The 20930-nt window shown below is 62.9% G+C and carries 21 protein-coding genes; 17 read left to right on the forward strand and 4 right to left on the reverse strand.

The window, feature by feature from the left end:
* A partial coding sequence (locus ENJ19_11860; GenBank protein ID HHM06415.1) for a ribonuclease E occupies positions 1–1960 on the reverse strand: 1960 nt, incomplete at its 3' end.
* 711 nt (positions 1961–2671) lie between these two features.
* On the opposite strand from ENJ19_11860, the gene rluC reads away from it, so the two are divergent.
* From rluC to ENJ19_11875, 3 genes are all read left to right on the forward strand, one after another.
* Entirely contained in the window at positions 2672–3640 is a 969-nt protein-coding gene (rluC, locus tag ENJ19_11865; protein HHM06416.1) for a 23S rRNA pseudouridine(955/2504/2580) synthase RluC, read from the forward strand.
* Positions 3627–4316, forward strand: a complete 690-nt coding sequence (locus tag ENJ19_11870) for an HAD family hydrolase (GenBank protein ID HHM06417.1) — start codon at positions 3627–3629, stop codon at positions 4314–4316. The genes rluC and ENJ19_11870 overlap by 14 nt, the downstream gene beginning before the upstream one ends.
* Positions 4317–4441: 125 nt before the next feature.
* A complete protein-coding gene (locus ENJ19_11875) occupies positions 4442–5458 on the forward strand; it encodes a S49 family peptidase (GenBank protein HHM06418.1) in 1017 nt (338 codons plus the stop codon).
* Here ENJ19_11875 and ENJ19_11880 read toward each other — a convergent pair.
* The 3 genes from ENJ19_11880 to ENJ19_11890 are packed head-to-tail and all read right to left on the reverse strand — an operon-like array spanning position 5455 to position 9284.
* A complete protein-coding gene (locus ENJ19_11880; protein ID HHM06419.1) occupies positions 5455–6033 on the reverse strand; it encodes a septum formation inhibitor Maf in 579 nt (192 codons plus the stop codon). The two genes, ENJ19_11875 and ENJ19_11880, sit on opposite strands and share 4 nt — an antisense overlap.
* Positions 6030–7844 (reverse strand): oxaloacetate decarboxylase subunit alpha, encoded by a 1815-nt coding sequence (gene oadA / locus ENJ19_11885; GenBank protein ID HHM06420.1) that lies wholly within the window; start codon positions 7842–7844, stop codon positions 6030–6032. Before oadA ends, ENJ19_11880 begins: the two co-directional genes overlap by 4 nt.
* A 21-nt stretch (positions 7845–7865) precedes the next feature.
* Positions 7866–9284, reverse strand: coding sequence for an acetyl-CoA carboxylase biotin carboxylase subunit (locus ENJ19_11890; protein HHM06421.1), 1419 nt, complete (start codon positions 9282–9284; stop codon positions 7866–7868).
* Between the two features lie 192 nt (positions 9285–9476).
* Here ENJ19_11890 and ENJ19_11895 point away from each other — a divergent pair, with 192 nt between their 5' ends.
* The 14 genes from ENJ19_11895 to ENJ19_11960 form a co-directional block, all read left to right on the forward strand.
* The gene (locus ENJ19_11895; GenBank protein ID HHM06422.1) at positions 9477–9998 is read left to right on the forward strand and encodes a hypothetical protein; all 522 of its coding nucleotides are present in this window, start codon (positions 9477–9479) and stop codon (positions 9996–9998) included.
* A gap of 77 nt (positions 9999–10075) precedes the next feature.
* Positions 10076–10255, forward strand: coding sequence for a 50S ribosomal protein L32 (locus ENJ19_11900; GenBank protein ID HHM06423.1), 180 nt, complete (start codon positions 10076–10078; stop codon positions 10253–10255).
* 4 nt (positions 10256–10259) lie between these two features.
* A complete protein-coding gene (gene plsX, locus ENJ19_11905) occupies positions 10260–11282 on the forward strand; it encodes a phosphate acyltransferase PlsX (protein HHM06424.1) in 1023 nt (340 codons plus the stop codon).
* On the forward strand, positions 11279–12247 hold the full coding sequence (locus ENJ19_11910; protein HHM06425.1) for a ketoacyl-ACP synthase III: 969 nt from the start codon (positions 11279–11281) through the stop codon (positions 12245–12247). Before plsX ends, ENJ19_11910 begins: the two co-directional genes overlap by 4 nt.
* A 121-nt stretch (positions 12248–12368) precedes the next feature.
* Entirely contained in the window at positions 12369–13307 is a 939-nt protein-coding gene (gene fabD / locus ENJ19_11915) for a [acyl-carrier-protein] S-malonyltransferase (GenBank protein ID HHM06426.1), read from the forward strand.
* A 20-nt stretch (positions 13308–13327) separates the two neighbouring features.
* Positions 13328–14071: a 3-oxoacyl-ACP reductase FabG gene (gene fabG / locus ENJ19_11920; GenBank protein ID HHM06427.1), complete on the forward strand. Its 744-nt coding sequence runs from the start codon at positions 13328–13330 to the stop codon at positions 14069–14071.
* A gap of 119 nt (positions 14072–14190) precedes the next feature.
* Positions 14191–14427, forward strand: coding sequence for an acyl carrier protein (locus tag ENJ19_11925; GenBank protein ID HHM06428.1), 237 nt, complete (start codon positions 14191–14193; stop codon positions 14425–14427).
* 116 nt (positions 14428–14543) lie between these two features.
* Positions 14544–15785 carry a beta-ketoacyl-[acyl-carrier-protein] synthase II gene (gene fabF, locus ENJ19_11930; GenBank protein HHM06429.1) on the forward strand — a complete coding sequence of 414 codons (1242 nt, stop codon included), beginning with the start codon at positions 14544–14546 and terminating at the stop codon, positions 15783–15785.
* Between the two features lie 35 nt (positions 15786–15820).
* Positions 15821–17236: an aminodeoxychorismate synthase component I gene (locus ENJ19_11935; GenBank protein HHM06430.1), complete on the forward strand. Its 1416-nt coding sequence runs from the start codon at positions 15821–15823 to the stop codon at positions 17234–17236.
* A complete protein-coding gene (locus ENJ19_11940) occupies positions 17236–18063 on the forward strand; it encodes an aminodeoxychorismate lyase (GenBank protein ID HHM06431.1) in 828 nt (275 codons plus the stop codon). The genes ENJ19_11935 and ENJ19_11940 overlap by 1 nt, the downstream gene beginning before the upstream one ends.
* A gap of 7 nt (positions 18064–18070) precedes the next feature.
* Complete coding sequence (gene mltG, locus ENJ19_11945) at positions 18071–19087, forward strand: endolytic transglycosylase MltG (protein ID HHM06432.1); 1017 nt, start codon at positions 18071–18073, stop codon at positions 19085–19087.
* Complete coding sequence (locus tag ENJ19_11950) at positions 18984–19751, forward strand: dTMP kinase (GenBank protein ID HHM06433.1); 768 nt, start codon at positions 18984–18986, stop codon at positions 19749–19751. The genes mltG and ENJ19_11950 overlap by 104 nt, the downstream gene beginning before the upstream one ends.
* Entirely contained in the window at positions 19748–20743 is a 996-nt protein-coding gene (locus tag ENJ19_11955) for a DNA polymerase III subunit delta' (protein HHM06434.1), read from the forward strand. The genes ENJ19_11950 and ENJ19_11955 overlap by 4 nt, the downstream gene beginning before the upstream one ends.
* 28 nt (positions 20744–20771) lie before the next feature.
* The coding region (locus ENJ19_11960) for a pilus assembly protein PilZ (protein HHM06435.1) at positions 20772–20930 on the forward strand (159 nt) is incomplete at its 3' end.

Raw genomic sequence — 20930 nt, forward strand, 5'->3', positions numbered from 1 at the left:
CATCTTTTTTATCCTGTGACGGCACCGCCGCTCCCGCTTCCGGGGCGGTGCCAGCGCTCGTTTCCGGCGCTGCGCTTTCCCCCCGCCGGGAACCGTTGGCACTGGAACGACGGCGGGACTGCGGGCCCCGCCGTTGTCCCATTCCGGATTTTCCCCGGCCTCGGCCGCTTTCGCTCCGGCGACGAGAGCTGTCGGTGGGCCGCCGCCGCGGGGTTTGCGCCCGCTGCGCGGATTCGGTCGCCTGCCCCTCTTCTTTGGAGGCGCCGAACAGGGAGGACCACATGCGCTTGATAAGTCCGCCTTCGGCAGGAGCGCTGGCCGCCGGCCGGGGAGGGGGAGCCGGTGTGGCGGGCGCCACACTCTTGACAGCGGGTTTTTCAACAGTGGCTTTTTCGGCTGTCATCCAGGAGGCTTCTACGGCTTCCGGCTGATCGGCGGTTTGGTAGCTGAGCGCCTCCGTCTCTGTTTCGGAACCGTCAGCGATATCCTCGCGTCGCAGACGCTTCACTTCGTACTGGGGGGTGTGGAATGAAGTATTCGGCACCAAAATGATGACGGTGTTCTGCCGTTCTTCGATGGCGCGCACGGTGTCCCGCTTTTCATTCAGCAGGAAGGTGGCCACTTCCACCGGCAGCTGGGCGATGATCCGGCCCGTACTCTCCTTCATGGCTTCTTCTTCGATCAGCCGGAGGATGGACAGGGCCAGGGACTCGACGGTGCGGATGCGCCCCTGCCCCTGGCAGCGCGGGCACACGATCTGGCTGTATTCGCCCAGCGAGGGCCGGAGCCGCTGGCGCGACATTTCCAGCAGGCCGAAGCGCGAAATGCGGCCTATCTGCACCCGCGCCCGGTCGGCTTTCAGGGCGTCCCGCAGCCGGTTTTCCACTTCCCGCTGGTGGCGGCTTGGGGTCATGTCGATGAAATCTATGACGATCAGGCCGCCGATGTCCCGCAGACGCAGCTGGCGGGCGATTTCATCGGACGCTTCCAAATTGGTGTTGAGCGCCGTTTCCTCGATGTCGCCGCCCTTGGTGGCGCGACCCGAGTTGACGTCGATGGACACCAGAGCCTCCGTATGGTCGATGACGATGGCGCCCCCGGAGGGCAGGCGCACTTCGTGACGGAAGGCGGCCTCGATCTGGCTTTCGATCTGGTAGCGGCTGAACAGCGGCGTGTGGTCGCTGTAGCGTTTGATGCGGCTCAAATAGGTGGGCATGACCTGCTGCACGAATTCGCAGGCCTGATGATAGACCTCTTCGTCGTCGATCAGGATTTCACCCACGTCCTGGCGCAGATAGTCGCGCATGGCGCGAATGATGACGTTGCTTTCCTGATACACCAGGAAAGGGGCGGGTTTTTCCGCGGCGGCTTTGGCGATGGAATCCCAAAGGCGCAGCAGATAGTCCAGATCCCACTGCAATTCTTCCTGGCTGCGCCCGACGCCGGCGGTGCGGGCGATCACGCCCATGCCTTCGGGCACCGTGAGCCCCGCCATGATTTCACGCAGCTCACTGCGCTCCTCGCCTTCGATCCGGCGGGATACGCCGCCGGCGCGGGGGTTGTTGGGCATGAGCACCAAGTAGCGGCCGGCGAGGCTGATGAAGGTGGTGAGTGCCGCACCTTTGGTACCGCGTTCTTCTTTGTCCACCTGAACGACCAATTCCTGGCCCTCGCGCAGCACGTCTTTGATATGGACGCGCCCTTCCAGCTTCTCCGGCGGTACGCGAAAATTGCTGGGGGCGATGTCTTTCAGCGGCAGGAAGCCGTGCCGCTCGGCGCCGTAGTCCACAAACGCGGCTTCCAGGCTGGGCTCGATGCGGGTGATCTTGCCCTTGTAGATATTGGCTTTTTTCTGTTCCCGTGAGGGGGTTTCGATGTCCAGGTCGTATAAATATTGGCCATCCACCAGCGCCACCCGCAGCTCTTCCGGCTGGGTGGCGTTAATCAGCATCCTCTTCATATAAATTGTTCTCTCGCGGCGCCCTGGGGTTCACCCAGGGCGGGGCCTCCGACTCCGGCGACGTTTGCTTGCACCGCTATCGGGTATTGCGCTGTGGTCAGAGAAAACCTAGCGAAACCTCGCCCTCGCCTGGGGCCGCACCCGCCCGTTGCTGCCGGGCTCCTGAGGCGCTGGGGTCGCTCGTTTTTCACATCACGCTGAATACCGCGCCAAGCCGGGGCGGCCTCATGCCATGGGCACGGGCGCCGTCATTAAATGGCTACACAGTCCCATCAAAACGAGATGGGGGTAATTCGCGGAAAGCCCGTGGGTGACAGATTCACCACACGGTTGTTTCCAGGATTCATATCCACCGCGACGGGGCCGTACCTGATTCGCCCTGCCAGTGTTGGGCCTTGTGCTTGTGCTGGTGGCGGGTACGTACCGCGCGGTGGTATCGACGTCTCGGCCAATGATTTGCCGCAAATGCGACGGGGCAAAATCCTGCCGGTTTTGCGTTATGGCCGGTATAATCGCCCGTCCCTTTTGCAAGTTGCTGGCGGGCGTTTTCAAAAAAGGAAAGCGGCATGGGGCACGCCGAACCGCGTCAGTGGCCGGTTGGGCTGCGGGGGCGGGGTGTTGCCCTGTCATTACGTTCGCTGTCCCTAATCTTCCAAATATATCAATCTTATACGCTATCGGCAATTAAACATCGTTTGAAATCCCAACGAAATGAAACAGCGCTCCGAATCACAAAAAGAAGTCCGCCATGTCCGGGTCGATGCGGAGCGGGCGGGGCAGCGGGTGGATAATTTTTTGCTGGGGCTCCTCAAAGGCGTGCCCAAAAGCCACGTTTACCGCCTGTTGCGGCGGGGCGAGGTGCGGGTGAACAGGCGTCGCGTCAAGCCGCCCTACCGTCTGCAATTCGACGATCTGGTGCGGGTTCCCCCTGTCGCCGCGGCGAAGCGCGAACCCCATCAAAGACAAGCAGGGCGGGGCTTGAGGGAGACCCTGGAAGCATCTATCCTCCATGAAGATCAAGGCCTTATGGTTATCAACAAACCCGCTCATCTGGCTGTGCATGGCGGCAGTGGCCTCAGTTTTGGTGTCATCGAGGTGTTGCGTGCCTGTCGGCCGGATGCCCCGCATCTGGAACTGGTGCACCGGCTGGACCGGGAAACCTCCGGCTGTTTGCTGCTGGCGAAAAAACGCAGCGCTTTGCGGGTGCTGCACGAATTTTTCCGGGCCAACCGCGTGCAGAAAACCTATCTGGCCTTGGGAACGGGACGCTGCGCCGGGGGCGTGCGCACTGTCAACCTTCCTTTGAAAAAAAATATTCTTCAGTCTGGTGAACGCTTGGTGAAGGTGGATCCTAAGGGCAAGCCTTCCCGGACCCGTTTTCGCTGTGTCGAACACTTTTCCGGTGCAAGTTTGCTGGAGGCCCGGCCCTTGACAGGGCGGACGCATCAAATCCGGGTTCACGCGGCGCATCTGGGGCATCCGCTGGCGGGAGATGAAAAATACGGTGATGCGGCATTCAACCGGTGGATGCGCGGCCAGGGCCTCTCGCGCCTGTTTCTGCATGCGGCCTCGCTGGTGCTGCCGCGCCTGGAGGGAGAGGGCAAACTGACCGTCTCCGCCCCGTTGCCGGCGGAACTTGAGGCCGTGTTGGAGAATCTGAGGAAAGATGTTGAGCGCTAGGAAATTCGACTTGCTGGTGTTCGATTGGGATGGCACTTTGGTGGATTCCATCGCACGTATCGTGGCGTGTTTGCGGGCGGCGGCACATGATGCGGCTTTGCCGGCCCTGGCCGAGGACAAACTGCGGGACGTGATCGGTTTGGGTCTGCGTGAGGCGATTGATACGCTCTATCCTGCTGAAGATACCACAAAGCTTCAGATATTTGTCGATGCCTACCGGCACCACTATTTACACGGTCCCCACGGCGAAGCCCGCCCCTTTGCCGGGGCGCTGGAATTGCTCGCGGATTTGCGCCGGCGCGGTTACTTGCTGGCGGTGGCCACCGGGAAAAGCCGACGGGGCCTGGACCGCGCCTTGCGGGAACTCGCCTGCGGTCATCTGTTTGATGCGACCCGCTGTGCCGATGAGAGCTTTTCCAAACCCCAGCCCCACATGCTGATGGAAATCATGGATGATTTGGGGGTGGATGCCAAGCGCTGCCTGCTGGTGGGGGACACCGAACACGATCGCCTGATGGCGCAAAATGCCGGCACGGCCTTCGTGGGGGTGTGTCACGGCGTGCACGGGCGCGGGCGCTTGGCGGGTCCCGATACCCTGTGCTGTGTGGACAGCATTCAGGAACTGGCGCATTGGTTCGATGAACAACACAGACAGCAGTGCGGTGCAATAAGTTGAGGATATTGCGGTCAGGGGCTGGTGCTGGTGGCAGCAGCCAGTACCCGGCCGGGCCGCCGCCCCCCGCGAAGGGGGGTTCTTTCGCATTACAGTCACCAGGGTCTCCCAAATGAGGACGAGTGCCAATGAGCGATGACAAGGAAAGAGCAGCATGGGAAGGGCCGGCGCAGCCGGCGAAGACATCTGCCGGACAAGGTCCGGGGTGGGAACGGGAACTGGTCACGGGCCTGGCCTATGCCGCGTTGAAAGAGCAGCGCCGCGCCCGCCGTTGGGGGGTGTTTTTCAAACTTGTGCTGCTGGCCTATTTGATCGCCCTGTTTTTTTCCTTCCAGGGGTCAGATTGGGACGGTGCCGCGATTGTTCACGGCGAACACACGGCTCTGGTCGAGATAAAAGGCGCCATCGCTGACAATGCCGAGGCCAATGCCGATGATGTCATTGCCGCCCTGCGCGAGGCCTTTGGCGCCAAAGACGTGCGCGGCGTGATTTTGCGTATCAACAGTCCCGGCGGCAGTCCGGTGCAGGCGGGCTATATCAACGACGAGATCCGCCGTTTGCGTGAGCAGCATCCGGATATTCCTCTCTATGCGGTGATTACCGATATGTGCGCCTCCGGGGGGTACTACATTGCCGCCGCTGCCGATCAGATTTATGCCAACAAAGCCAGCATTGTCGGTTCCATCGGTGTGCGCATGAGTGGTCTGTCGACTTTTGGATTTGTCGAGGCGATGAAAAAACTGGGCATCGAACGGCGCATCTTCACCGCGGGTGAGGACAAGGCGTTTTTGGACCCTTTTTCACCCTTGCGCGATGACGAGGTTGAGCATGTCAAAGCCTTGCTGGGCAATATCCACCGGCAGTTCATCAAGGTTGTCAAAGAGGGGCGGGGGGGGCGCCTGAAAGGGGACGACTCGGTATTGTTCAGTGGCTTGTTCTGGACCGGCCAACAGGGCCTGGAACTGGGTTTGGTGGATGCTCTGGGCAGCGCCGGCCAGGTGGCACGGGACGTCATCAAAGCCGAGAAAATTGTGGACTACACCCACCGGCCGTCGCCCTTGGAGCGTTTTACGGAGCGGTTTGGTGTGGCCCTGGTGGACGGCGTGGCGTCAGTGCTGGGGGTGGAGCAGACCGGCTTGCGCTAAAGCACGTGGACCCCGGCGCACTCCAGCATGCTGATCAGCTTGATGAGTGGCAGTCCTACCAGCGCGTTGGGGTCCGTTCCTTCCATTTGCTTGAACAGGGCAATACCCAGCCCTTCCGATTTGAAAGCACCCGCGCAGTGATAGGGCTGCTCGCGGTGCAGATAGCGTTCGATTTGCGCTTCGTCCAATGCGCGGAACACCACAGAATAAGGAACCACCGTCACCTGAGCCTGCCCGGTGGGGCTGTCCAGCAGGCACAGGCCGGTCAGGAAGCGCACCGTTTTACCTGAAGCCGCCAGCAATTGCGCTTTGGCTGCGTCAAAGCCGCCCGGTTTGCCCAGCGTTTTGCCGCCACGTACCGCGAGCTGGTCACTGCCGATGATCAAGGCATCCGGGAAACGGGGGGCCACGGCACGCGCTTTCAGCTCCGCCAGGCGTGCGACCAGTTGCTCCGGGGGTTCACTCGGAAGGGGGGTCTCATCCACCTCGGGGCAGGCCGTTTCAAACGGGAGTTGCAGACGCGCCAACAGCGCCCTGCGGTAAGGCGAAGTGGAAGCGAGAACGAGTTTTCTCATTCCAGTTCGATCAAAGCCTCGTCGGGATTGACAGTGTCCCCTTTTTCCACGTGCACGGCGCTCACCGTGCCGGCGATGGGCGCGTGGACTTCTGTCTCCATTTTCATGGCCTCCGTGACCAGAACGGGATCGCCTTCTTTCACGCTGTCACCCACCTTCACCAACACATCCACGATGGTGCCGGGCATGGAGGTGGTGACATGGCCCGGCGCCGTGGCGCGGGGTCGTTTGCTGCCCTTTACACGGGGCTTGTCCGCTTCGGCGCCCGGTTCCAGTTCTTCCAGTGCCTCAACGATGATTTCTTCCGGCACGCCGTCCACGGACACGTAAAACGGCCGCCGGTCCTGGGCGGCGTGACCGCTGCCGGTGACTTTGATGTGGTAGGTTTCGCCGTGCAGTGTGACGTTGAATTCCACCGGCACGGCGCCGCTGCCCCGGGTGGATTGAGGAGGGGCTTCCAAGGGCTCGGGCGTCAGCGTGCCCGCCGCCCGCTCTTCCAGGAAAGTGCGGCCCACTTCCGGGAACATGGCGTAGCTGAGCACGTCTTCTTCATTCTTGGCCAGCTCGCCGATTTCGTCCTGCAGGGTGTGCATTTCGTTTTTCAGCAAGTCAGCGGGGCGGCACTGAATCACGTCTTCGTTGCCGATGGCCTGCTGGCGCACCATGTTGTTGACCTTGCCCGGCGGCCTGCCGTAGCGGCCTTGCAGATAAAACTTCACTTCATTGGTAATGTTTTTGTAGCGCCTGCCGGTGAGCACGTTGAGCACCGCCTGGGTGCCGACGATTTGCGAAGTGGGGGTCACCAGCGGCGGAAAGCCCAAGTCTTCCCGCACCCGCGGCACTTCCGCCAGCACCTCATTCATGCGGTCCAGGGCGCCTTGTTCACGCAGCTGGTTGGCGAGATTGGAAATCATACCACCGGGAATCTGGTTGACCTGCACCCGGGTGTCCACCCCGGTGAATTCACTTTCGAAGCGCGCGTATTTCTTGCGTACGGCGTAGAAATACATGCCGATTTCTTGCAGCAGTGCAAGATCCAAGCCGGTGTCGCAGCCCGTGTCGCGGAACGCCGCCACCATGCTTTCCGTGGGTGGGTGGCTGGTGCCGCCGGCGAAAGTGGAAATGGCAGTGTCGATGTGACGGCAGCCCACTTCCACGGCTTTGAGCTGACACATGTCCGCCAGCCCGGCGGTGGCGTGGGAATGCAGGTGCACGGGAATGGTCACCGCGTCCAGCAGGGCGGACACCAGTTTTTCCGTGACCGCCGGGGTGAGCAGGCCCGCCATGTCTTTGATGGCGATGCTGTGGCAGCCCATTTGTTCCATTTCCCTGGCCATGGCCACGAACTGGGGCACGCCGTGCACCGGGCTGGTGGTGTAGCTGATGGCGCCCTGGGCGTGCTTGCCGGCGGCTGTCACCGCTTCGATGGCCACGCGCAGATTGCGCACATCGTTGAGGGCGTCGAAGATGCGGAACACGTCGATGCCGTTGGCCGCGGCCCGGCCGATGAAGGCTTGCACCACATCATCGGAATAGTGGCGGTAGCCCAGCAGGTTTTGCCCCCGGAGCAGCATCTGCAAGCGGGTGTTGGGCAGTGCTTCGCGCAGTTGGCGCAAACGCTCCCAGGGGTCTTCCTTCAAAAAGCGCAGGCAGGCATCGAAAGTGGCGCCGCCCCACATTTCCAGGGACCAGAAGCCCACCTTGTCCAGTTTTTCACAAATGGGCAGCATGTCCTCGGTGCGCAGGCGGGTGGCGATCAAGGATTGATGGGCGTCGCGCAATACGGTTTCGGTGATTTGAACGGGGGCCATGGAGGAAGCCTTTCGCTGTCTTTATGTTCCCATGTGGGCCGCCAGGGCGGCGCTGATGGCGGCTGCCAGATCCCGCCGGTGGCGGCGGATGGAGTAATTGGCAAGCTCGGGATGTTGTTCCACGAAGCGGGTATCGAAACGGCCGGCCTGGAATTCCGGTGATTTCAGAATTTCCAGATGATAGGGGATGGTGGTCTTGACGCCGAACACCCCCATGTCCTTGAGCGCCCGCTCGGCCCGGTCCAGCAGTTGATCCCAGGTCAGCGCCCAGACGGTGAGTTTGGCGCACAGCGAATCGTAGTGGGGCGGCAGCTCATAGCCGGTGTAAATGGCGGCGTCGGTACGCACGCCCGGGCCGCCGGGGGCGAAATAACGGGTAATGCGGCCGAAGCTGGGCAGGAAATCGTTGCGGGGGTCTTCCGCGTTGATGCGAAACTCCATGGCGTAGCCGCGCCGCTTGATGTCCCGCTGGGTGTATTGCAGTTTGAGGCCCGCGGCAATGCGGATCTGCTCCTGCACGATGTCCACGCCGGTGATTTCCTCGGTGACGGGATGTTCCACCTGCAGGCGGGTGTTCATTTCCATGAAATAAAAATTGTCTTCCGCATCCATCAGAAACTCGACCGTGCCGGCGTTGCGGTAGCCCACTGCCCTGGCGGCGCGCACGGCCAGCTTCCCCAGCACCTTGCGTTGATCGTCGTTCAACTGCGGGGACGGGGCGATCTCCAGCAGTTTTTGATGGCGGCGCTGAATGGAACAGTCTCGCTCGAACAGATGGATGGCGCGGCCGTGGTGATCGGCCAGCACTTGAACTTCGATGTGCCGCGGATGGTCGATGCACTTTTCGATAAAGACCTCGGCGCTGCCGAAGGCCTTGGTGGCCTCCGACACCACCCGGTCGTATTGCCGTTTGAGTTCGGTGGCGCTGCCGCAGCGGCGGATGCCCCGGCCGCCGCCGCCGGAAGTGGCTTTCAGCATGATGGGATAGCCAACGGCCTCGGCGCAGGCCAGCGCCTCGTCCACGCCGGCCAGGCTGCCGTCGCTGCCGGGGGTGACCGGAATGCCGGCGTCCACCATGGCGCGTCGCGCTTCCACCTTGTCGCCCATGCGCTGAATGACTTGTGCTGTGGGACCGATGAAACGTATGCCCCGGCGCTCGCAAATCTCGGCCAGCAAGGGGTTTTCGGAAAGAAAGCCGTAGCCGGGGTGGAGGGCATCGCAGCCTGTGGCAGCGGCCAGGTTGACGATGCGGTGGGCGTTGAGGTAGCCGGCGACGGAGTCCGGCCCGATGTTGTAGGATTCGTCCGCTTTTTTGACGTGGAGCCCGTGACGGTCAGCGTCGGTGTAAATGGCCACCGAGGTGATGCCCATTTCGGCGCAGGCCCGTACAATGCGCACGGCGATTTCGCCGCGGTTGGCGATCAGGATTTTTTTAATCAAGCTATCGTACCGATGATGCCCCGGCTCCGGCAGCCGCAGGGTGGGTGGAGTGCTTCCCGCTTAGGCGACGGTTTCTACGAGAACAGCGCGCCAAAGTCAATACCGGCCCGCGCGCAATATACTGGAATTTCTGGTATTTTGCGAACGGGCTGTTTTGACACAGGGCGCAATTAGAGTTACTATCCGCCGCTTATGTCCAGGCACCGCTCAGGATTTATTGATCCTTTTCACACTGCTGAAGTGGCGCGCTCTTATGAGGGCAGTGTAGACCTTGCTGACATGACGCGCTTGGCGTCCCTGCTGGCGGCGGCCCGTGGTGCGGCGAGCTATGAGTGGCAGTTTGACGTGGACCCGCTGGGCACCCGCCATGCCCGGGGGCGGATTACAGCGGTATTGCCCCTGCTTTGCCAGCGCTGCCTGGAGGTGATGGAGCTGGATCTCGATCTGGCGCCACGTGTGGCTTTCGTGCGCAGCGAGGAAGAGATCCCGCACCTGGGGGAAGAATACGATCCGTGCCTGGTGACGAGGCATGACATTGCGCTCCATGACATGGTGGAGGATGAACTCCTGCTCGCCGTGCCAACGGTGCCGCGGCACGACACGGGGGTGTGCAGGATTGACACGCCGCGCTTGGGCGTTGCCGTTGAACAAGAGGATGTGGGTGGCCGTCCCAACCCTTTTGCGGCGCTGAAAAGTTTGAAACCCGGGCGGTAAACAACGGCGAAACCCCGGGCGCTCGAGCCCGCCATCAAATTTCAAGTTATGTTGCCACTTGTAAGGAGTGATCCAAAATGGCTGTCCAGCAAAATCGCAAAACCCCCTCCAAGCGCGGCATGCGCCGCTCTCATGACGGACTTAAAGCACCCGGCTTGTCTATCGACGGCGAGACCGGCGAAACCCATTTGCGCCACCACATCACGCCTGGCGGTCATTACCGGGGGCGCAAGGTATTGACTCCCAAAGGCGAGTAACACCTTGGAACTCACCGTTGCCCTGGACGGCATGGGCGGGGACCACGGCGTGGGCGTCGTGGTCCCCGCTGCGTTGAGGGTATTGAGCGAACAGCCTGCCTTGCGACTGATCGTGGTGGGCCGCCAAGATGCGCTGGAAGAAGAACTGGCGCGTCACAACACGCCCGCGGCAGACAGGCTCATCGTTCATCACGCTTCCCAGGTGGTGGACATGGACGAGCTGCCCTCGGTCGCCATGCGCACCAAAAAGGATTCCTCCATGCGGGTGGCCATCAACCTGGTCAAGAGCGGCCAGGCTGCCGCCTGCGTCAGTGCCGGCAACACCGGGGCACTGATGGCCACGGCCCGATTCGTGCTGAAAACCCTGCCCGGCATCGACCGGCCTGCGCTGTGTACCGCCGTGCCCACGATCACCGGCCATACCCACATTCTGGACTTGGGGGCCAATGTGGATTCCAGCGCCGAGACCCTGTTTCAATTCGCCGTCATGGGTGCCGCCCTGACCAGCGCGGTGGAAAACAATCCCAGTCCCAGCGTTGGCCTGCTCAATATCGGAGAAGAAGAAATCAAGGGCAATGAGCGGGTGAAAGAAGTCGCGCGTTTGCTGCATGCCAGCGATTTGAACTACGCGGGTTTCATCGAAGGCGACGACATCTATGCCGGAGCGGTGGATGTGGTGGTGTGCGACGGTTTCGTCGGCAACGTCGCCCTCAAAACCAGTGAAGGTGTGGCAAAAATGATCCGTCACTATCTCGCCGAAGGCTTCAGGCGCAACCTGTTTACCAGGGTGGCCGGCGCGCTGGCCCTGCCCGTGCTCAAATCCTTCGGGAACAAGATCGACTGGCGGCACTACAACGGCGCCAGTTTGCTGGGATTGCGCGGAACGGTGGTAAAAAGCCACGGCCGCGCCGACGACGTGGCGTTCGCCAACGCCATCCGTGAGGCGGCACTGGAAGTGCAAAACGGTGTACCGGAGCGGACCAGTCACTATTTGCAATCCATGCTGGCGCAGAGGAAGGCGGTTTGATTTATTCACGTATCCTCGGCACGGGCAGTTACCTGCCAGACAGGGTGCTGAGCAATGCCGAACTGGAAACCATGGTGGATACCACCGATGCGTGGATCCGGGAACGCACGGGAATACGGCAACGGCGTATCGCCGCGCCGGAACAAACCACCTGCGATCTGGCCGAGCAGGCCGCGCGGCGGGCCTTGGACGCCGCCGGCGTGCAGGCCGCCGACATTGATCTGATTATCATCGCGACCACGACGCCGGACCAGGTTTTCCCCAGTACTGCCTGTTTGTTGCAACAACGGCTGGAAGCGTTTGGCTGCGCCGCCTTCGACATCCAGGCAGTATGCACCGGCTTCGTGTATGCCCTGAGTGTGGCGGACAAGTTCATTCAAAGCGGCGTCGCGCGCCACGCCTTGATTGTGGGCGCCGAGACGCTGTCACGAATCATTGATTGGAAGGACCGGACCACCTGCGTGTTGTTTGGCGACGGCGCCGGGGCGGTGGTAGTGGGGGGCAGCAGTCAGCCGGGCGTCTTGTCCACTCATTTGCATGCTGATGGCCGCCACGAAAAACTGCTCACTGTTCCCTGCGGCGTGTCCAAAGGTTACGACCAGGTGCAGGCCGGAAAAGCCTTTATCCAGATGCAGGGGCGGGAAGTGTTCAAGGTGGCGGTGAACACCCTCGGTTCGCTGGTGGATGAAACGTTGAGGGCGAACCGGCTGGGGCGGGCGGATGTCGATTGGCTGGTGCCGCATCAAGCCAATCTGCGGATTATTTCGGCCACCGCGAAAAAACTGGGCCTGCCCATGGAGCAGGTGGTGGTCACCGTGGGCGAACATGGCAACACCTCGGCTGCTTCGATTCCGCTGGCACTGGATGTGGCAGTGCGTGACGGCCGCATTGGTGTGGGCGATACCGTATTGCTGGAGGCCTTTGGCGCCGGCTTCACCTGGGGTTCGGCCCTGGTGAAGTTTTAGCGTTTCCCGCAAGCGCGCGTTGACAAAATCCGCTTTTCAACAAGCTGTTGGATCTTTCCCTTTTCAATGGGGAAAACACAAAATTGTGGATGAAAAAACAACACAGGGTCAGGGGGGATCAATGTCTTTAGCCGTGGTGTTTCCCGGTCAGGGTTCGCAGTCCGTGGGCATGTTGGCCGGCTTGGCGGCTGTCTATGCCGGGGTGCGAGAGACGTTCGATGAAGCCTCTGAAGCGCTGGGCTTCGATCTGTGGCAGTTGGTGCAAGACGGTCCCGCGCAAACCCTCAACGAAACTGACAAAACCCAACCGGTCATGCTGGCCGCCGGTGTCGCCACATGGCGGCTGTGGTGTGTCCGGGGGGGGGCGAAACCGGTTTTGCTTGCCGGCCACAGCCTGGGGGAATACACCGCCCTGGTGTGCGCCGGGGCCCTGTCGCTGCGGGATGCGGTCTCCCTGGTCGCGGCACGGGGGCGCTACATGCAGGAGGCAGTGCCCTTGGGGGCGGGCGCCATGGCCGCGGTGCTGGGCCTGACGGATGAAGAGGTGATCACCCTGTGTCACGAAGCCGCCAGCGGGCAAGTGCTGGAAGCGGTGAATTTCAATTCGCCGGGGCAAGTGGTGGTGGCAGGGGAGGCCGAGGCGGTGGACCGCGCCATTGCGCTGGCCAAAGAGGCCGGTGCCAAGCGCGCCGTGAAACTGCCCGTCAGCGTCCCGTCCCACTGTACTCTGATGCAGCCCGCCGCCCGGCGTCTGGCTGAGCGCCTGGCGGAGGTGAGTGTTTCGCCACCGGCCGTACCCGTCATTCACAATGCCGATGTGGCGGCCCATGACAATCCCGCAGCGATTCGTGACGCCCTGGTGCGGCAGCTTCACAGCCCCGTGCGCTGGGCGGAAACCGTGCGCTGTTTTGCCTCTCAAGGTGTGACGGCTGTGGTGGAGTGCGGTCCGGGCAAAGTGCTGGCCGGGCTCAACAGGCGGACCGATCGCCGTATGGCTGTTTGGGCGGTGCACGATCCGGCATCACTGGACACGGCCTTGCTTGAAACGCGCAAGTGCTGAATCGGGGGGGAGGGGAAACTATGTCTTTGAGTAAGGATATCGTCCTGGTCACCGGAGCGACTCGCGGCATCGGCCGGGCTGTCGCCAGCACCTTGGGACAGGCCGGGGCCACGGTCATCGGTACCGCCACCAGCCTGTCCGGGGCCGGGACCATCAGCGCCTTTCTGGATGAACAGGGGATCAAAGGTGGGGGCGTGGTGCTGGATGTCACCGATGCCGCCGCTGTCGACCAGCTCATCAAAACCATTAATGCTGATTATGGCGTGCCCACGGTATTGATCAACAACGCCGGCATTACCCGCGATAACTTGCTGATGCGTATGAAAGACGAGGAGTGGGACAGCATATTGGACACCAATCTCACATCCGTTTTCCGCCTCAGCAGAGCCTGCCTGCGGGGCATGATGAAGGCCCGTCACGGGCGCATCATCAGCATCGCTTCGGTGGTGGGGGCCACCGGCAACCCGGGTCAGGCCAATTACGCCGCCGCCAAGGCGGGGATTTTAGGCTTCACCAAGTCTCTGGCGCGGGAAGTGGCCACCCGTGGCATCACGGTCAATGCCGTGGCGCCCGGCTTCATCGAAACTGATATGACCAAAGTGCTGCCCGACGACCACAAGACGCAGCTCTTGCGGCAGATTCCCATGCAGCGTTTGGGCCAGCCGGAGGACGTTGCTGCCGCCGTGCGTTTTCTGGTCTCGGCAGAGGGGGCCTATATCACCGGTCAGACGCTGCACGTCAACGGCGGCATGTACATGGGCTGAGCATTTCCAGCCTGATTTCAGTGGTGCCGGTCGGGTGGTTGTCTGGCGCCGGACAGGGGTTTTCAATACAATACCGTCCGCAGTCCGATCTGCGGTGTTTTTTGGAGGAACGATTCGTCATGAGCACAGTAGAAGAACGCGTCAAGAAGATCGTTGTAGAACAACTGGGGGTCAAGGAAGATGAAGTGAGTGCAGAGTCTTCTTTCGTCGACGATCTGGGCGCCGATTCGCTTGATACCGTGGAGCTGGTGATGGCGCTGGAGGAGGAATTCGAATGCGAAATTCCTGATGAAGAAGCCGAGAAAATCACCACCGTTCAGCAAGCGATAGACTACATCAACGCCCACGCGGGGTAACCGGGTTTTTCACAAGAGGGCCGCCGTAGCGCGTAGCAAGCAGCGTTTCGCGGCCTTCTTTGTTTGCGCCGGGCACGGTGTCCGGCTGGACCGATCAGTGCGGAGTACGCAGCAAAGTGGCAGATCGCAGACGTGTGGTGGTGACGGGCTTGGGGATGGTCAGTCCGGTGGGACTTTCTGTCAAAGCCTCTTGGGAAAACATACTCGAAGGGCGCAGCGGCATACGCCGCATTGAGCATTTCGATGTGTCGGACTTTGCCTGCCGCATCGGCGGTTCGGTGTGGGGCTTTGAAGTCACCGATCATCTGCCGGCCAAAGAAGCCCGTCGTCTGGATCCCTTCATTCACTACGGCATCGCCGCGGCCCAGGAAGCCATTGCTGATGCCGGCCTGGAAGTGACCGAGGACAATGCCGAACGCATCGGCGTGGCCATCGGTTCCGGCATTGGCGGTCTGCCCGGTATCGAAAAAGGCTACAAGGCGTTTCTGGATTCGGGCCCGCGCAAGATCTCGCCCTTCTTCATTCCCAGCAACATTATCAATATGATTTCCGGGAATGTGTCCATCATGTACGGCATGAAAGGGCCGAACCTCGCCTTCGTCACCGCCTGCACCACGGGTACCCACAGCATTGGTGAGGCGGCCCGCATCATCAAATACGGTGACGCCGATGTGATGCTGGCCGGGGGGGCTGAAATGGCCACCTCGCCCAGCGGCCTGGGCGGTTTTGCCTCCGCCCGTGCCCTGTCCACCCGCAACGATGATCCCGCCACGGCCAGTCGTCCTTTCGATCTTGATCGTGACGGTTTCGTCATGAGCGATGGCGCCGGGGTGGTGGTGTTGGAGGAATACGAATCCGCCAGGCGCCGCGGCGCGCCCATTTACGCCGAGCTGGTGGGTTTCGGTATGAGCGCCGATGCCTACCACATCACCCAGCCCGCCGCCGGTGGCGACGGTGCCAGGCGCTGCATGCAAAACGCCCTGCGCGATGGGGGGGTGAATCCCGAGGAGGTGCAGCACATCAATGCCCACGGCACCTCAACCCCGGTGGGCGACAAGGCCGAGACCCTGGCGGTGAAGGCGGCTTTCGGGGACCACGCCTACAAGATCGCCGTGAGTTCGACCAAGTCCATGACCGGCCATCTGTTGGGGGCGGCGGGCGGTATTGAGGCCATCTTCAGTGTGTTGGCCCTGCGGGATCAGGTGGCGCCGCCCACCATTAATCAATTCACGCCAGACCCGGATTGCGACCTCGACTACGTGCCCAACTGCGCCCGCTCCATGGACATCAACGTCGTCGTCTCCAATTCCTTCGGCTTTGGTGGCACCAACGGGACGCTGGTGTTCCGCAAAGTCTGATGCGCGCTTGCTGCCGCCGCTGATGCGGTGCCACCATGGCCGATACGGCTCCAGCTAAGGCGTCGTCCCGCGTGAGAGGCTTTCACCGGCGCCGGTTGGCCTGCTGTGCCGATCTGCTGGAACTGGCCCAGCGTCAGCCCGCGCGTTATCCCTTCTTCCTGGAAAGTGCCGCTCACGGTGGCGTTCCTGCCCGCTTCGACATCCTTTTTGCTTTTCCCGGTACCAGCTTGAGCCTTGGCCCGGACGGGCGCCTGGAGTCAATCCCGCGGACTTCCCCCCCCGGCCCTGATTTTCTGGCGGCGCTGGACCAGGCATGGCGCTGCGCCCGGTGGCCGCCGGACTCCGATGCCGAGTGCGACCTCCCTTTTACCGGCGGCTGGTTCCTCTATCTCGGCTACGAGCTGGCAGCCCAGGTGGAACCGGTATTGCGTCTGCCCCCCTTGCGGGGAGCACTGCCCACGGCCCGCGCCACCCGGATTCCAGCAGCGGTGGTGCGCGATCATCAGCGCCAGTGCCTGTGGCTGGTGGCAGAGGAGGGGGCGGTAGAGTTGCTGGATGCCATGGAGGCGGACCTGCGCCAAATGCCGTCGGCATTGCCCGCAGGGTCCGTCAGCCAGGCGGAGTGCCGCTTGGGCGAGGAGCCAGCGGAACAGTATCTGGCTGGTGTGCGGCGCATCAAGGAATACATCGCCGCCGGGGATGTGTTTCAGGTCAACCTGTCGCGGCGCTGGCAGGCGGAGTTCGCCGCGCCGGTGGCGGCCTGCGCCCTTTATCGTCGCCTGCGCCGGGCCAATCCCGCGCCCTTCGCCGGTCTGGCCCGGTGGGAGGAGGGCGCCGTCGTCAGCTCCTCGCCAGAGCGCCTGCTGCGGGTGCGGGGGGAGTGGCTCGACACCCGCCCCATCGCCGGCACCCGTCCTCGCGGCGCCCGGCTGGGGGCGGACCAGGCCTACCGCCGGGAATTGCTGGCCCATCCCAAGGAGCGGGCCGAACACGTGATGCTGCTCGATCTGGAGCGCAATGACCTGGGGCGGGTCTGCCGGCCGGGTACCATCGACGTGAATGAAATGATGGTGCTGGAATCCTACGCCCACGTGCATCACATCGTCTCCAACGTGCGCGGGCGGCTGCGGGCGGGTGTCACCCCCGGGCAGGTCATCCGGGCCTTGTTTCCCGGCGGCACTATCACCGGCTGCCCCAAAGTGCGGTGCATGGAGATCATCGCCGAACTGGAGCAGGCGGCCCGCGGCCCCTACACCGGTGCCATGGGCTACTTGACCCGGAGCGGCGCCATGGACCTGAATATCCTCATTCGCACTTTGGTGGTGGAAGGGACACAGGTCAGTTTCCGGGCCGGCGCCGGGATCGTGGCCGATTCTGAACCCTGGCGCGAGTTGGAGGAAACCCGGGCCAAGGCCCGGGGTCTGGTGCGCGCCTTGGGAGGCCGGGCGTGATACTGGTCAACGGCCGGGCGGCGGCCGGCGTGGATCCCGGTGACCGCGGCCTGCACTACGGCGACGGCGTGTTTGAAACCATCGCCCTGCGCAGTGGCTGCTTGTGCCTGTGGGCGCGACACATGGCCCGGCTGGCCGGCGCCGCGGCCCGGCTGGGGCTGGCCCCGCCGGACCCGGCGTTGTTGCAGCGCGAGGCCGAAATGGCGCGGCAGGGCCAGAATGAGGGGGTGATCAAGATCCTGCTCACTCGCGGTGTGGGCGGGCGGGGCTACCGGCCGTCGGCAATGGCCCCGGCCACCCGCATCATCGCCAGTTATCCACCGCCGGACTATCCCGCCCACGTGTGGCGGGAGGGGGTGCGGCTGCGGTGGTGCCAGACGCGCCTGGCGCGCCAGCCCGCGCTGGCCGGGCTGAAACACCTCAACCGGCTGGAACAGATCCTGGCCCGCCGGGAATGGGAGGATCCGGACATTCACGAAGGCCTGATGTGTGATGAGCAGGGCCGGGTGATTGAAGGTACCATGAGCAATCTGTTTGTGGTGCAGGACGGTGTACTGTTGACGCCCGCCCTGGACCACTGCGGTGTGCAGGGAGTGGTGCGGGCTCTGGTGCTGGAAAGGGCCCGGGAGATGGGTTGGCCGGCGCGGGAGTGTGACTTGGATGTGGCGGCGGTCGAACAGGCCTGTGAGTTGTTTGTCACCAACAGCCTGATTGGCATCTGGCCCGTGTCCCGCCTCGGTCCCAGACGTTATGCGATTGGCGTGCGCACGCAGGCCTTGTGCCGCGTTTTGTTCAAAGAGATGAAAATAAGCCCTCAGGACGAGTGAGCCCATCATGGGAATCAAGGGAAAGACAGGACGGTTGTTTCTTGTTGCGCTGCTGCTCGCCGGCGCAGCCGCGGCAGGGTGGGTGGTGGATTTCAACCGCTTTCAACAGACCCCGCTCAGGGTGGCGGAGCAGGGGCTGCCGCTGACACTGACCCCGGGCACAACCCTGGGCACCGTGGCCCGGCGCCTGGTCAGGGCCGGCGTCCTGGAGCGGCCGGCCTATCTCGTGTTGCTGGCGCGCTGGCGGGGTGACGCGGCCCGGATACAATCCGGTGAGTATCGGCTCCGTACCGGGATGAAACCGGGGGAGCTGCTGGACATGCTGGTGAGCGGCAAAGTGGTGCAGCACAGTTTCACCATCGTCGAAGGCTGGACCTTTCGTGACTTGCTGCAGGCCTTGCGAGAGCAGGATACCATCAAGCCCACCTTGACGGAGTCATCGCCCGGGCAGATCATGGCGGCCCTGGGTGCGCCGGGGCAGCACCCCGAGGGCCGCTTTCTTCCAGACACCTACCATTTTCCCCGTGGCACCACCGATGTGGCCTTTCTCAGGCGGGCCTACGAGGCCATGAACGCCACCTTGGCGGAGCTGTGGCCAAAACGGGATCCGGGCCTGCCTTATGATGCTCCCTACCAGGCCCTGATCATGGCCTCCATCATAGAAAAAGAAACCGCCCTCGCCGGCGAGCGGGCCGCCATCGCCGGGGTGTTTGTGCGGCGCCTGCAAAAGGGCATGTTGCTGCAGACTGACCCCACGGTGATCTACGGCATGGGTGCCGCTTTCGACGGCAACATCCGGCGCCGCGATCTGACGCGGGAGACGCCTTACAACACCTATGTGCGCCGCGGTCTGCCGCCCACCCCCATCGCCCTGCCGGGACGGGAGGCGCTGTACGCCGCCCTGCACCCGGCACCGGGCGATGCCTTGTACTTTGTCTCCCGCGGTGACGGCAGCCATCAGTTTTCCGCCACTTTGGTGGAGCACAACAAAGCTGTGCGCCGCTACCAGCTGGGGCGGCGGTGACGGGCCTGGACATTCAGTGCGGAGTTCTATTGTGAGCGGCCGGTTTATCACTCTCGAAGGTATTGAAGGGGTGGGCAAATCCACCCACCTGGATTTTGTTTGCCGGTATCTGCGGGATCACGGCCGCGAAGTGGTGGCCACCCGCGAGCCCGGTGGCACAGCCCTGGGCGAGGCCTTGCGCCAAGTGCTGCTCAACCCCGCCTACAACGGCATGTCCGGCGATGCTGAACTGTTGTTGATGTTTGCCGCCCGTGCGGAGCACCTGGCCAGGGTGATCCAACCCGCCGTGGCAGCGGGACGGTGGGTGGTCAGTGACCGCTTCACCGACGCCACTTACGCCTATCAGGGGGGCGGCCGGGGCCTGGACAAGAGCCGCATCGCCGCCCTGGAACAATGGCTGCAGGGGTCGCTGCGGCCCCAGCTTACAGTGTTGTTGGATGCGCCGGTGGCCGTGAGCCTGGCACGCGCCCGCCAGCGAGGAGGGGAGGTGGACCGTTTCGAGCAGGAAAGACACGGTTTTTTTGAACGGGTGCGGCAGGCCTATCTGGACATCGCCGCGGCGCAGCCACAGCGGGTACGGGTCATAGACGCCAGTGGCGATCTGGCGGCGGTGCAGGGAGCGCTCAGGCAGGTGCTGGATGACTGTCTGGCGGGCGCGTCATGACTCTGCCCTGGCATCAGGGATTGTGGCAACAGCTCATCGCGCGCCGCCGGCAGGACGCTTTGCCCCATGCCTTGTTGCTGGCCGGTGCGCCGGGCCTGGGGAAAGCGCACCTCGCCGCGGCCCTGGCCCGCAGCCTGGTATGCGAGACACCGGACGACAGCGGCCGCGGCTGCGGTCGCTGCCGCGCCTGCCGTCTGCACAGTGCGGGCACTCATCCTGATCTGTTGTGCATTGCCCCGCCAGAGCGGGGCAAAGCGCTGCAGGTGGAGCAGGTGCGGGCCATCACCCGCTTTCTCAGCTTGACGCCGCAACAGGCACAAGGCCGGGTGGTCACACTGCTGGAAGCGGACAGCATGACCCTGCAGGCCGCCAACGCCCTGCTCAAAACCCTGGAAGAGCCGCCAGGCGCCGCCCGCCTGCTGTTGGTGAGCGCCCGGCCCGGCCGCCTGCCCGCCACCCTGCGCAGCCGTTGCCAGCGGCTGCTGTTCACCGCCCCGCCCCTGGCACAGGGACTGGACTGGCTGCGAGCCCAGGTGACGGGCAGGCCAGATGAACTCAGCGCCGCGCTCAAACTGGCCGGTGGCGCACCGTTGCTGGCCCGGCGCTATCTGGAGCAAGACCGCCTCGCTCACTGCGACGCCCTGCTGGCGCAACTGGAGGCCCTGGCGTGGGGCGACGCGACACCGGAACGCATGGCCCAGGCCCTGCTAAAGCTCGCCCTGCACGACACGTTACAGTGGATGTATGCCTGGGTGGCGGATCTCCTGCGGATTCAGGCTGGTGGCCAGACCCGGCATGTGAAGGCGCAGCATCAGCTAGGCCGTTTGCAGACCCTGGCCGGGGCCGCCTCCCCGCGTGGCTTGTTTCACTTGCTGGCCCGGCTGGAGACCATGTCACAGCCCGCGCTGAATTCGCTCAATGCCGCCTTGGTGTTGGAAGATCTGCTCATCACTTGGCAGCGTTGCTTCGGTCAGGGTGCTCCCAGGACATGACCATAACCGGGGAAGGATGACGATGAATATGGAAAAACTGGGTGCCCGCCAGGGCATACTGTCGGTGAACGTCAAAGAGAAAAACGCGCTCTTTGAAGCCTATATGCCCTTTGTGAAAAACGGCGGCTTGTTTGTCCCCACCAAGAAAAAGTACCGGCTGGGGGATGAGGTGTTCGTGCTCTTGACC

This window comes from Gammaproteobacteria bacterium, from assembly GCA_011375345.1.
Classification (GTDB): domain Bacteria; phylum Pseudomonadota; class Gammaproteobacteria; order DRLM01; family DRLM01; genus DRLM01.